The organism is Dokdonella sp., assembly GCF_036518555.1.
In the GTDB taxonomy this organism is placed as follows: domain Bacteria; phylum Pseudomonadota; class Gammaproteobacteria; order Xanthomonadales; family Rhodanobacteraceae; genus Dokdonella_A.
The window spans coordinates 1-12,986 of sequence record NZ_DATDMY010000063.1 but is presented as its reverse complement, the minus strand read 5'-3'; the positions used below and the strand labels follow the sequence as shown (position 1 = coordinate 12,986).

Below are 12,986 nucleotides of genomic sequence, written 5' to 3'. Positions count from 1 at the left end.
CGCGTCGCCAGGAGCAGCCATGATTTTCGAAACCGTCTCGCAGACCGGCCATGAGCAGATCGTCTTCTGCCACAGCAAGGACGCCGGCCTGAAGGCCATCATCGCGATCCACAACAGCGTGCTCGGCCCCGCCCTCGGCGGCCTGCGCATGTGGCCGTACAAGAGCGAGGCGGAAGCGCTCAACGACGTGCTGCGCCTGTCGCGCGGCATGACCTACAAGAACGCGGTCGCCGGCCTCAACCTCGGCGGTGGCAAGGCCGTGATCATCGGCGACCCGAGCAAGGACAAGTCCGAGGCGCTGTTCCGCGCGTTCGGCCGCTTCGTCAACTCGCTCAACGGCCGCTACATCACGGCCGAGGACGTCGGCATCGACGTCAACGACATGGAGTGGGTGTTCCGCGAGACCGAGTTCGTGACCGGCGTGCACCAGGTGCACGGCGGCTCGGGCGACCCGTCGCCGTTCACCGCCTACGGCACCCTGCAGGGCCTGATGGCGACGCTCAACAAGAAGCACGGCAACGAGGACGTCGGCAAGTACAGCTACGCCGTGCAGGGCGCCGGCCACGTCGGCATGGAGTTCATCAAGCTCCTGCGCGAGCAGGGCGCGAAGGTGTTCGTCACCGACATCAACAAGGAACTCGTGCAGCGCGCGGTCGACGAGTACGGCTGCACCGCGGTCGGCCTCGACGAGATCTACGACGTCGACGCCGACGTCTACAGCCCGTGCGCGCTCGGCGGCACGCTCAACGAGAAGACGATCGACCGCATCAAGGCGAAGATCGTCTGCGGCGCGGCCAACAACCAGCTCGCGACCGACGCGATCGGCGACGAGCTGACCCGGCGTGGCGTGCTGTACGCGCCGGACTACGCGGTCAACGCGGGCGGCGTGATGAACGTCTCGCTCGAGATCGACGGCTACAACCGCGAGCGCGCGATGCGCATGATGCGCACGATCTACTACAACCTGTCGCGCATCTTCCAGATCGCCGAGCGCGACAACGTGCCGACCTACAAGGCCGCCGACCGCATGGCCGAGGAGCGCATCAGCGCGATCGGCAAGATCAAGCTGCCGACGATGGGCAACAACGGCCCGCGTTTCCTCGGCCGCATGCGCGGGCAGTGACTGTAGCGAAAGATCGGGCTTCCCAGCCGCGACTTTCGCGTCAACGAGCGCGGCTGAGCCGCGCTACGTTTGCCAACGTAGGGTGGGACGCAGCGCCGACGGCGCGAGTCCCACCGCGTAGACATCGACGCCGCGAAGCGCCGCGTGCGCGGATTCAGTGCGCATATCCGGCAGCCATCGGCCGTCCAGCACCCAGTTGTGCGGCTCGGGTGCCGACGCGCTCGCCGCTGTGTCCCCGGACCGTCCGCCGTACCGTGGCGAATGTGATCATCCCTGCGGGCCGACCCGAGCCCGTTTCGCTGCCAACGTGCCTGCCGTTACTATCGGGATTCTCCGGACTACGGCAGCCGTCCATGCGCCCTTTCCCCCTCGGTGAAGAACTCGACCTGTTGCGCGAGAGCGTGCGCGCTTTCGCCGACAAGGAGGTCGCGCCACGCGCCGACCTCATCGACCGCGAGAACGCGTTCCCGCACGACCTGTGGGCGAAACTCGGCGACATGGGCCTGCTCGGCGTCACCGTGTCGAGCGACTACGGTGGCTCGGACCTCGGCTACCTCGCGCACGTGGTCGCGATGGAAGAGATATCGCGCGCATCGGGCTCGGTCGGCCTCTCGTACGGCGCGCATTCGAACCTCTGCGTCAACAACATCTACCACAACGCGAGCGAGGAGCAGAAGCAGAAGTACCTGCCCAAGCTCTGCAGCGGCGAGTACGTCGGCGCGCTCGCGATGAGCGAGCCGGGCGCAGGTTCCGACGTGGTCGGTTCGATGACCTGCCGTGCCGAGCTGCACGGCGACACCTGGGTCGCCAACGGTTCCAAGATGTGGATCACCAACGGGCCGGACGCGGACGTGCTGCTCGTCTACATGCGCACTGCGCACCGCCCGGCCGGTTCGCGCTGCATGACCGCGTTCCTCGTCGAGAAGGGCATGAAGGGCTTTTCGACCGCGCAGAAGCTCGACAAGCTCGGCATGCGCGGCAGCAACACCTGCGAGCTCGTGTTCGAGGACTGCGAAATCCCCGACAGCCAGCGCGTCGGCGAGGTCAACGAGGGCGTGCGCGTGCTCATGAGCGGCCTCGACACCGAGCGCCTCGTGCTGTCGGGCGGACCGATCGGCCTCATGCAGGCTGCACTCGACATCGCGATGCCGTACGTGCGCGAGCGCAAGCAGTTCAATGCGCCGATCGGCACGTTCGGCCTCATGCAGGGCAAGATCGCCGACATGTTCACCGCGCTGCAGTCGTCGCGCGCATACGCCTACCTCGTCGCGCAGAACTACGACCGCGGCGAGAAGTCGCGCATCGACCCGGCCTCGTGCCTGCTGCACGCCTCGCACAGCGCCGTGCAGGTCGCGCTCGAGGCGATCCAGTCCCTCGGCGGCAACGGGTACATCAACGAGTACCCGACCGGGCGCATCCTGCGCGACGCCAAGCTCTATGAAATCGGCGCCGGCACGAACGAGATCCGCCGCATGCTGATCGGCCGCGAGCTGTTCCACGGCAAATCCTGAACGCGCCGAACCGCTCCGTGGAGCGGGCTTCCCGCGCCCGCGCTTAGGAGTACACTGGCTGCGTCCACTGGCGGGGGGCAGCGTGGGCCGAGCGGACGACAACCTGCAGTTCTCCTCGATCGGGGCAAGCGACGACGCGTCCGCGTGGAAGATCCTGATCGCGGACGACGAGCCCGAGGTGCACGACGTTACCCGCCTCGTGCTCGGCAGCTTCCGCTTCGCCGAGCGCAAGCTCGAATTCCTCAGCGCGCACAGCGCGGCCGAAGCGCGGCGCGCGCTCGAGCGCCACCCCGACGTCGCCGTGCTGCTGCTCGACGTCGTCATGGAATCGGAGCAGGCCGGCCTCGCGCTCGTGCGCAGCATCCGCGAGGAGCTGGGCAATCCGTTCGTGCGCATCGTCCTGCGCACCGGCCAGGCCGGCCAGGCGCCCGAACACGAAGTCATCGCCGCCTACGACATCAACGATTACAAGGAAAAGACCGAACTCACCGCATCGCGCCTCGCGACGACGATGTACGCGGCGCTGCGCGCATACCGCGACATGCGCGCGATCGAGGCGCACCGCATCGGCCTGGAGAACGTGATCCGCAGTTCGGCGCGCATCTTCGCGCGGCGCGACACGCGCGACTTCGCCAACGCGGTGCTCGACCAGCTGGTCGAACTCGTCGGGCTCGAGCGGGGCGCGCTGTACTGCACGGTCGATCGGCGGCGCGAGGCCGACCCGGAGCGCTTCCGCATCGCCGCCACGAGCGGCGACTACCGACGCCTGCAGAACGACGACGCCGACGAGGCGTTGCCGCCCGCGATCGTGGCGTCGATGCGCGACGCCTATCGCGACAAGCGCCACCAGTTCGGGCGCGACCACTACGTGCTCCACTTCATCGACAGCCACCAGACGGAAAGCCTGCTCTTCGTCGGCGAGGCGTGGAACCTGTCGCCGCTCGACTACAAGCTCGTCGAGCTGTTCTGCACGAACGTGTCGATCGCGTTCGACAACCTCCATCTCAACGACGAGTTGCTGTCGTCCCAGCTCGAGATGGTCTACCTGCTCGCGGGCGCCGCCGAGACCCGTTCGCAGGAGACCGCGAACCACGTGCACCGGGTCGGCCTGCTCGCCGAGATGCTCGGCCACGCGCTCGGCCTGCCTGCGACGACCTGCGAAACGCTGCGCTACGCCGCACCGCTGCACGACATCGGCAAGATCGGCATCCCGGACACGATCCTCAACAAGCCCGGCCCGCACACGCCGGAGGAAGCCGTCGTCATGCGCACGCACGCGGAACTCGGCGCGCGCCTGCTCGGCAACTCCAAGCGTCCGGTGCTGCGACTGGCGGCGGAGATCGCGGCCTCGCATCACGAGAACTGGGACGGCAGCGGCTATCCGAACGGCCTCGCTGGCGACGCGATCCCGATCGGCGGACGCATCACGATGGTCGCCGACGTGTTCGACGCGCTCGGCAGCAGGCGCTGCTACAAGGATCCATGGGACTCCGCGCGCATCCGCGCGTTCATGCTCGAGCAGCGCGGAACGAAGTTCGACCCCGACGTCGTGGATCGGCTGTTCGAGCGCTGGGACGAAGCGCTCGCATTGCGGCGCGAGTTGCCGGATTGAAGGCGGCACGCGCTGCGCGCGTAGCGCCCTACGGGGACGGTCGTGCCCTGCGCGACGGGCACGATCCACCGCAAACGCATCGCGGCTTCCGCCGCGCCCACAAGCAGCCTCGTCGCCCGCGCTGGCGTGGGGGCGGCGGAAGCCGCGATGCTCTCCTGCCCCGGCGTTCGAATCGCGCATCGCCGCGCGTCGAACGACCGCGCGTCACGAACGCTGCTGCAGCACTTCGCCGCCGAAGCGGATCACGAAACGGGTGCCCTGCCCCGGCGCGCTCTCGCAGTCGATGTGGCCGTGCAGCACCTGCGAGACGAGGCTGTAGACGATGTGCATGCCGAGTCCGGAGCCGCCCTGCCCGCGCCGCGTGGTGAAGAACGGTTCGAAGATGCGCGCGCGCACGGCGTCGTCCATGCCGCGGCCGTCGTCGCGATAATCGATCTGCACGATGCGGTTCTCGAGCGTGACGCCGATGCGGATCGTGCCCGGCTCGCCCTCGACGAAGCCGTGCGTGAGCGAGTTCATCACGAGGTTGGTGACGATCTGGTAGAGCGCGCCGGGCGCGGTCTCGATGATGAGGCCCGCCGGGCAGTCGAGCAGCGCGCGGTGCGCGGTCTTCTTGAGGCTCGGACCGAGCGTGGTGAGGATCTCGTTGAGGCACACGCCGAGGTCGACCACGCGCCGGTCCTCGCTCGACTGGTCGACCGCGACCTGCTTGAAGCTTTTCACGAGGCGGTCCGCGCGCTGCAGGTTGCGCAGGATCATGTCCGAACTCTCGCGCGCGGTGCGCTGGAACTCCTCGAGGTCGGCGCTGCCGAGCCGACCCTCGCCGATCATGCGGGAGATGCGCTGCGCTTCCTCCTGCAGGTGCGACGCCGCGGTGACGCCGATGCCGAGCGGCGTGTTGATCTCGTGCGCGATGCCGGCGACGAGGCCGCCGAGCGAGGCGAGCTTCTCCGCCTCGAACAGCTGGCGCTGCGCGAGCGTGAGCCGCTCGAGCGTGCTGCGCAGTTCCAGGTTGGCGTCCTGCAGCGCGGCGGTGCGTTGCTCGACGCGCGACTCGAGCTGCTCGTTGAGCGTGCGCAACGCAGCGAGCGCCTGGTTCAACGCGTTGATGTCGGACGTCGTGCCGCTCATGCGCTGCGCGCGACCGGTATCGTCGCGCTGCACGACGCGGCCGCGCGTGAGCACCCAGACCCAGTCGTGCCGCGTATCCTGCGTTCGGTAGCTCGCCTCGAACGTCGGCAGGCGGCCGGACAGGTGCGCGCCGAGCGCGCGCTCGAAGCGTTCGAGGTCGTCCGGGTGCACGAACGGCCGGTACGTCGCCAGCGAGTGCTCGCTGACCTCGTGCGTGACCGCGAGATGCTCGAGCTGGTTGTCGCGATGCATGCGCCCGGTCGCGAGATCGATGTCCCACAGTTCGCTGCCGCTTCCCCACAGCGCGAGCTTGAGGCGCTCTTCGGACTGGCGCACGGTTTCCTGCACCGCATCGCGCTCGCGCCGCGCGCGGCGCGCGCGCGCCCAGACGATCGCGGCGAGCATCGCCGCGCACACCGCATACAGCGCGAGGGCCGCACGGGACAGCCACGGCGCAGGCAGGACGGTCAGCGAGAGCGTCGCTTCCTTCTCGCCCCACGGCTGGCCCGGGTAACGCGCGCGCACGCGGAAGCGGTAGTCGCCCGGCGGCAGGCGCGTGTAGGTCGCCGTGCGCAACTCGGCGTCGGTCTCGATCCAGTCCGCATCGTGCGGGTCGAGCCGATAGGCGAAGCGCAATCCGGCGGGCGCGAACGCCGATGGGGCGCCGTAGTTGATCGACAGCATGCTCTGGCGGTGGTTCAGGCGCACGTTGCCGCCGCTCCAGGGCGCCTGTTCGAGCGGGGAATCCGCATCGCGCCAGCGCGGCAGCACGGGTGTGTTGAACAGGCGCAACTCGGTGAGCACGGGTTCGGGCACGGGCAACGGCGGGATCTGCGCGGGATCGAAGATGGTCGCCTCCGTCGCCCCGCCGAACACGATGCGGCCGTCGCGCCCATGATCGACCGCGCCGATGAAGTAGCCGCTCGCGGACGCACCCTGGTCGGCACCGACGTTGACGATGCCGCGGTCGCGCGGGTCGTAGCGCGAGATGCCCACCGTCGTGCTCATCCAGATGCGACCCTGCGCGTCCTCGGCGAGTCCGCCGATCGCATCCGCGGCGAGCCCCGCGTGGGCGTCGATCGTCTCGAACCGGGCGCCGTCCGGATAGAGGTCGAGCAGGTGCGCGAGGCCGCCGCCGCGCGTGCCGAGCCAGAGTTCGCCGCGACGGTCGCGATGGAGGTCGGTCACGGTGTTCGCCGGCAGCGACGCCGGGTTGCGCGGGTCGCTCGCGAAGTGGCGCACGCGCCCGCTTGCGGGATCGAGCAGCGCGAGCCCGCCGCGCTCCGTGCCGAGCCACAGGCGGCCATGGCCGTCCGGGAGGATCGCGTACACGCCGCCCGGTGCGAGACTGTCGTCGACGCCGTCGACGTGGGCGTAGTGGCGAAATGCGCTGCAGCCGTCGCACAACGCGTCGACGCCGTTGTCGGTGGTGCCGACCCAGAGCGTGTTGGCATCGTCGAAGTACAGGCGCAGGAGGGAATCCGATGCGATGCTGCGCGGATCGGCAGGGTCGTGCTGGAAATGCTCGAACGCGCTCGCGTGCGGACGCAGGCGGTCGAGGCCGCCGCCGCGCGTGGCGATCCACAGCGAGCCGTCGCGCCCGCGCAAGGTCGAGACGACGAAGTTGTGTGCGAGGCTGGCGGGATTGCGCGGATCGTGCACGAAATGCTCGAGCAACCCGTCTTCGAGATCGAAATGGCTGAGGCCGCCGTTCTCCGCGGTGCTGAACCAGAACGTGCCGTCGTCGTCGGCGAGAACGGAGAGCACGGACGCACCCGGCAGCGAGCGGCCGCCACCGCCCGTGTGCACCGACACGAACCCGGCCGCGCGCGGATCGAACACGCTGATGCCATTGCTCCAGGTGCCGACCCAGATCTGGCCGTCGCGGTCCTCGAACAGGCTGAAGGCGCGGTTGCCCGCGAGTGAGCCGGGTTGCTCGGGTGCGTGCGTGAACGTCTCCAGCCGGCGCGTCCGCGGATTGAGCCGCGACAGGCCCGCGTTCTCGCTGCCGAACCAGATCGCGCCATGGCGATCGACGTGCAGTCCGGTCAGGTCGGTGTCGTCGAGCGACGGCGACGTCTGCGCGTCGTAGTGCTCGATCTCCTCGCCGTCGCTGCCGAAGCGGTACAGGCCCTGCTTGATCGCAGTGAGCCACACCTCGCCGGTTCCGGTCGCGACGATCGTGCGGACCGCCAGGTGCGCACCGCTCCGCGACGTCCACTCGCGCAGCGTGCCATCGGCCGGGTCGCACTCGAACAGGCCGCTCGCGGTGCCGACGAGCAGGTGGCCGCCCGCATGCGCGGCGAGCGCGTTCGGGCGTCGCAGCGCATCGTTGCGGCAACGCGAGTCGACGAAGGTGCCGTGCGCCTCGTCGTGGTGCTGCAGGCCGTGGTTGCGCGTCGCGACCCACAGGGTTCCCGCGGCGTCCTCGAGCAGCGCGCTGACGTATTCGCTGCCGATCGCGTCGGCGCGCGAGGCATCGGGGATGAAGTTGTCGAAACGGTCGAGGCGTTCGTCGTAGCGGCTGAGGCCACCGCTCGTCGTACCGACCCAGAGCCGCCCGCGCCGATCGACGAGCAGGCGATGCACGTTGTTCGCGGCGAGCGAGGACGGGTCGCCGCGGTCGTGCTTGTACACGCGAAAGCCGTAGCCGTCGAAGCGGTCGAGTCCGTCCTGGGTCGCGACCCAGATGAAGCCGTGGCGGTCCTGCGCGATATCGACGCCACTCGCCTGCGACAGGCCTTGCTCGACGCCGATGTTGCGGAAGCGGACGCGCTCGACGCCGTGATTGTCGCGACCCTGCGCACGCGCTCCCGCGCCGGCACACGCCAGCACGGCCATCGCGATCCAGCATGCTGCCCGTCGCACCGCGCGGTGCCCCCCGTCATGCCTGGGACGAGGCTAGCTCGCCGCGCGCGCGGAACACAAGGACGACGCCGTGGCACGCAATTGTCGCAGCGCAGCAGGGCGCGCATAATCGGGATCTCACCCGGCCCTGCGCCGATCGTCATCCATCCGGAGGATTCCATGTCCGATATCGTCATCGTCGGCGCCAAGCGCACCGCGATCGGTTCCATGCTCGGCCAGTTCACCGGCGTGCCGACGCCGACACTCGGCGCGGCCGCGATCCAGGCCGCGGTCGAACAGGCGGGCGTGGCGCCTGCCGACGTTTCCGAAGTCATCATGGGTTGCGTGCTGCCGGCGAACCTCGGCCAGGCGCCCGCGCGCCAGGCATCGCTGGCGGCGGGCCTGCCCAAATCGACCGGCTGCACGACGATCAACAAGGTGTGCGGCTCGGGCATGAAGGCGATCATGCTCGCGCACGACCTCGTCAAGGCCGGTTCGGCCGAGATCGTCGTCGCCGGCGGCATGGAGTCGATGACGAACGCGCCGCACATGGTGTCCGCGCGCGGTGGCCTGCGCTACGGCGACGCGAAGCTCGTCGACCACATGGCGTGGGACGGCCTGACCAATCCCTATGACGGCCAGGCGATGGGCGTGTTCGCCGATGCGACCGCCGACAAGTACGGCTTCACGCGCGAGGCACAGGACGCCTACGCGATCGAGTCGGTGCGTCGCGCGCAGGCGGCGATCGCGTCGGGCGCGTTCGCGGCGGAGATCGTTCCGGTCAAAGTCGCCACGCGCAAGGGCGAGGTCGAAGTCGCGACCGACGAGCAGCCGGGCAAGTCCGACGCCGCGAAAGTCCCGACGCTCAAGCCCGCGTTCCGCAAGGACGGCACGGTGACCGCGGCGAGCTCGTCGAGCATTTCCGACGGCGCCGCCGCGACCGTGGTCATGAGCGCCGACGCCGCGGCGAAGCGGGGCCTGAAGCCGCTCGCGCGCATCGTCGGCCACACCACACTGTCGCAGGCACCGGAATGGTTCACGACCGCGCCGGTCGGCGCGATCGATGCCTTGCTGAAGAAGGTCGGCTGGAAGGTCGAGGACGTCGACCTGTTCGAGGTCAACGAGGCGTTCGCCGTCGTCGCGATGGCGCCGATGAAGGACCTCGGCATCGCGCACGACAAGCTCAACGTCAACGGCGGCGCGACCGCACTCGGCCATCCGATCGGTGCGTCGGGCGCGCGCCTCGTCGTGACGCTGCTGCACGCGCTGATCGCGCGCGGCGGCCGGCGTGGCGTCGCGTCGCTGTGCATCGGCGGCGGCGAAGCGACCGCGATCGCGATCGAGCGGCTCTGACCGCGGTTCCGATCGCACGGGATCGGGCGGCGGCACGGCCGCCCGATGCGCCCCCAACCTGAACGCCTGCTAGAATCGCCGCGATTCAAACGTCGCGGACGTTCGTGTTCCGCATATCCGGGCCGCAGGGGCTGCCAAGGCAGGCCGTCGGCCTTCAAACGGGAGGAGGCAGACCATATGACCAGCAAGATCCTGAAGTTCGCGCTCGGTGCGGCCCTCATCGCCACGCTGTCCGCGTGCGACGATTCGCAGAAGCAGGCGCAGGAAGCCGCCGACAAGGCCGCCGCCGCCACCCAGCAGGCGGCCGCCGACGCGCAGGCTGCCGCGAAGAAGGCCGCCGACGCGACGGCCGCCGCCGCGCAGCAGGCGGCCGAAGCCGCCAAGCAGGCCGCCGCGACCGCGAACACCGCGGTGAGCGATGCCGCGCAGCAGGCAGCGGATGCTTCGAAGAGCGCCGCCGAGGAAGCCAAGGACGCCGCGGCCAAGGCCGCCGATGCGACCAAGGAAGCCGCCGCGAATGCGGGCGCGATGATCAAGGACGGTGCCGAAGCGACGGGTGCGGCGATGAAGGCCGCCGGCCATGAGGTCAAGGAAGGCGCGAAGGAAGTCGGCCACGACGTCGCCGAGACCGCGAAGGACGCGAAGGACGCGGCCACCGAAGCGGCCAAGAAGAAAGAGTGATCCCGGCGCGCTCCGGCGCGCCCCGCTGTAACGCACCGGCCGCCTCGCGCGGCCGGTCGCGTTTTCGGAACCCGCGATGCGCGCGCCGACCGGCGAGCGCTCGCGCGCAACCTTCCCGCGCCGCATCGGTACCTACCCACGGACACACCAATGGGAGATCCATCGATGCACTCGCATTTCCGGAAAGCGCTGCCAGCCGCGCTGTCGCTCGCCTGCGCGATGCCGGCCATGGCAGCCACGCACACGGTCACCGTCGGCGGAAGCGGCCTGCGGTTCTCGCCGCGCGAACTCACGATCGCCGTCGGCGACAGCGTGACGTTCACCAATGCCGGCGGTTTCCACAACGTGCACGCGCAAGACGGCTCGTTCCGCTGCGCCAACGGCTGCGACGGCGACGGCAGCGGCGACGGCACGCCTTCGAACAGTTCGTGGAGCGCGACCGTCACCTTCAATGCAGCCGGCGCGTTCCCCTACACCTGCGACGTGCATGCCGATTCGGGCATGACCGGCACGATCACGGTCGAGGGCGGCGGCGGCGGCAACAACGTGCCGATCACGAGCGGCTTCACGGGCACCTGGGTCGATTCCGGCGCGACCGGCTCGATGGGTTTCGGCATCGAGGTCCTGCCCGGCAACAACCTGCTCGCCGAGGGCTACACCTTCGCGCCGGACGGCGGCCAGTCGTGGATCGGCGGCGTCGGCCCGATCAGCGGCAGCAGTGCGGTGGTCACCGTCACGACGATCGACGGGCCGGGTGGCCGCTTCCCGCCGAACTTCGATCCGAGCCAGGTGCAGAACACGCCGTGGGGCACGCTCACGTTCACCTTCACGGACTGCGGGCACGGCCAGGTCGCATGGAATTCGACCGTCCCCGGCTACGGCAGCGGCACGATGCCGTTGCTGCGCGTGACGCAACCGGCGGGCATCACCTGCCCGTGACGTAGGCGCGCACGCATCCGCCGCATCGGCGCCGAGCGCCGCTGCGGCGGATCGTCCGATCACCGCAGCGCAAACGCGCGCCGCGGGCAAGACTGGCTTGCGATCCCGCGCTGTGCTTACATCGTGCGATTCCGCTCCCGCGACGATCGCCCATGCCGCAGCTCCGTTCGCAGCTCGACCTCCGTTCTCCCGAGTTCCAGGCCAACGCGTCGCAACTGCGCGCGACCGTGGACGACTTGCGCGCACAGATGGCGAAGGCGGCCCTCGGCGGCGGCGACAAGGCGCGCGCGAAGCACACCGAGCGCGGCAAGCTGCTGCCGCGCGAACGCGTCCGCGCGCTGCTCGACGCGGGCTCGCCGTTCCTCGAGCTGTCGCCGCTCGCGGCGCACGGCATGTACGACGACGCCGCGCCGTGCGCGGGCTTGATCGCGGGCATCGGCCGCGTGCACGGCGTCGAAGTCCTCGTCATCGCCAACGACGCCACCGTGAAGGGCGGCACCTACTTCCCGATGACGGTGAAGAAGCACCTGCGCGCGCAGGAAGTCGCGCTCGAGAACCGCCTGCCCTGCGTCTACCTCGTCGATTCCGGCGGCGCGTTCCTGCCGTTGCAGGACGAAGTCTTCCCCGACAAGGAGCATTTCGGACGCATCTTCTACAACCAGGCGCGCATGAGTGCGCTCGGCATCCCGCAGATCGCCGTCGTGATGGGTTCGTGCACCGCGGGCGGCGCCTACGTGCCGGCGATGAGCGACGAGACGATCATCGTCAAGGAACAGGGCACGATCTTCCTCGGTGGCCCGCCGCTCGTGAAGGCGGCGACCGGCGAGGTCGTCGACGCCGAGACGCTCGGCGGCGCCGACGTGCACACGTCGATCTCCGGCGTCGCCGACCACTTCGCCGAGAACGACGCGCACGCGCTCGACATCGCGCGCGGCATCGTCGCGAGCCTGAACCGTCGCAAGGACGTCGCGCTTGCGCTGCGCGAGCCGCGCGAGCCGCTGTATGCCGCCGAGGAGCTCTACGGTTGCGTGCCACGCGACACGCGAATCCCGTTCGACATCCGCGAGGTGATCGCGCGCATCGTCGACGGTTCGGAGCTGCAGGAGTTCAAGGCGCGCTACGGCAAGACGCTCGTCACCGGGTTCGCCCACGTGCACGGCTATCCCGTCGGCATTGTCGCCAACAACGGCATCCTGTTCGCCGAAAGCGCGCTCAAGGGCGCGCATTTCGTCGAGCTGTGCAACCAGCGCAACGTGCCGCTCGTCTTCCTGCAGAACATCACCGGCTTCATGGTCGGCAAGAAGTACGAGCAGGCCGGCATCGCCAAGGACGGCGCGAAGATGGTCACCGCGGTCGCGTGTTCGCACGTACCGAAGTTCACCGTCGTCATCGGCGGCAGTTTCGGCGCCGGCAACTACGCGATGTGCGGTCGCGGCTACCAGCCGCGCTTCCTATGGATGTGGCCGAACGCGCGCATTTCCGTCATGGGTGGCGAACAGGCCGCGAGCGTTCTCGCGACCGTGCGCCGCGACGGACTCGAAGCCGCGGGCAAGCAATGGCCGAAGGACGAGGAAGACGCCTTCAAGGCGCCGATCCGCGAGCAGTACGAGCGCCAGGGCCATCCCTACTACGCGACCGCGCGCCTGTGGGACGACGGCATCATCGATCCCGCCGACACGCGCCGCGTGCTCGGCCTCGCGCTGTCGGCGAGCCTCAACGCTCCGATCGAGCAAGGCCGCTTCGGCGTCTTCCGCATGTAGCGGTCCGGAGCCGCCGCGCGCCGCCCGGC

General features: G+C 69.5%; 8 protein-coding genes. 7 read left to right on the top strand and 1 reads right to left on the bottom strand.

What is annotated here, in order from left to right; all coding sequences use genetic code 11:
- The first annotated feature begins 19 nt into the window (after positions 1-19).
- The 3 genes from VI238_RS03910 to VI238_RS03900 all read left to right on the top strand — a co-directional run bounded on the left by VI238_RS03910 (position 20) and on the right by VI238_RS03900 (position 4,246).
- A complete protein-coding gene (locus VI238_RS03910) occupies positions 20-1,123 on the top strand; it encodes a Glu/Leu/Phe/Val dehydrogenase dimerization domain-containing protein (protein WP_331648655.1) in 1,104 nt (367 codons plus the stop codon).
- A 353-nt stretch (positions 1,124-1,476) separates the two neighbouring features.
- The gene (locus tag VI238_RS03905; RefSeq protein ID WP_331648653.1) at positions 1,477-2,634 is read left to right on the top strand and encodes an isovaleryl-CoA dehydrogenase; all 1,158 of its coding nucleotides are present in this window, start codon (positions 1,477-1,479) and stop codon (positions 2,632-2,634) included.
- Positions 2,635-2,716: 82 nt separating this feature from the next.
- On the top strand, positions 2,717-4,246 hold the full coding sequence (locus VI238_RS03900) for a DUF3369 domain-containing protein (RefSeq protein WP_331648651.1): 1,530 nt from the start codon (positions 2,717-2,719) through the stop codon (positions 4,244-4,246).
- 204 nt (positions 4,247-4,450) lie between these two features.
- Here VI238_RS03900 and VI238_RS03895 read toward each other — a convergent pair whose 3' ends face one another.
- Positions 4,451-8,218, bottom strand: a complete 3,768-nt coding sequence (locus VI238_RS03895) for a two-component regulator propeller domain-containing protein (RefSeq protein WP_331648650.1) — start codon at positions 8,216-8,218, stop codon at positions 4,451-4,453.
- 186 nt (positions 8,219-8,404) lie between these two features.
- Between VI238_RS03895 and VI238_RS03890 the strand changes: the two genes are divergently transcribed.
- The 4 genes from VI238_RS03890 to VI238_RS03875 all read left to right on the top strand — a co-directional run bounded on the left by VI238_RS03890 (position 8,405) and on the right by VI238_RS03875 (position 12,957).
- A complete protein-coding gene (locus VI238_RS03890) occupies positions 8,405-9,577 on the top strand; it encodes a thiolase family protein (RefSeq protein WP_331648648.1) in 1,173 nt (390 codons plus the stop codon).
- A 177-nt stretch (positions 9,578-9,754) separates the two neighbouring features.
- Complete coding sequence (locus tag VI238_RS03885; protein ID WP_331648646.1) at positions 9,755-10,258, top strand: hypothetical protein; 504 nt, start codon at positions 9,755-9,757, stop codon at positions 10,256-10,258.
- Between the two features lie 228 nt (positions 10,259-10,486).
- Entirely contained in the window at positions 10,487-11,197 is a 711-nt protein-coding gene (locus tag VI238_RS03880; RefSeq protein WP_331648644.1) for a plastocyanin/azurin family copper-binding protein, read from the top strand.
- A 152-nt stretch (positions 11,198-11,349) separates the two neighbouring features.
- Complete coding sequence (locus VI238_RS03875) at positions 11,350-12,957, top strand: carboxyl transferase domain-containing protein (protein ID WP_331648642.1); 1,608 nt, start codon at positions 11,350-11,352, stop codon at positions 12,955-12,957.
- Positions 12,958-12,986 lie beyond the last annotated feature (29 nt).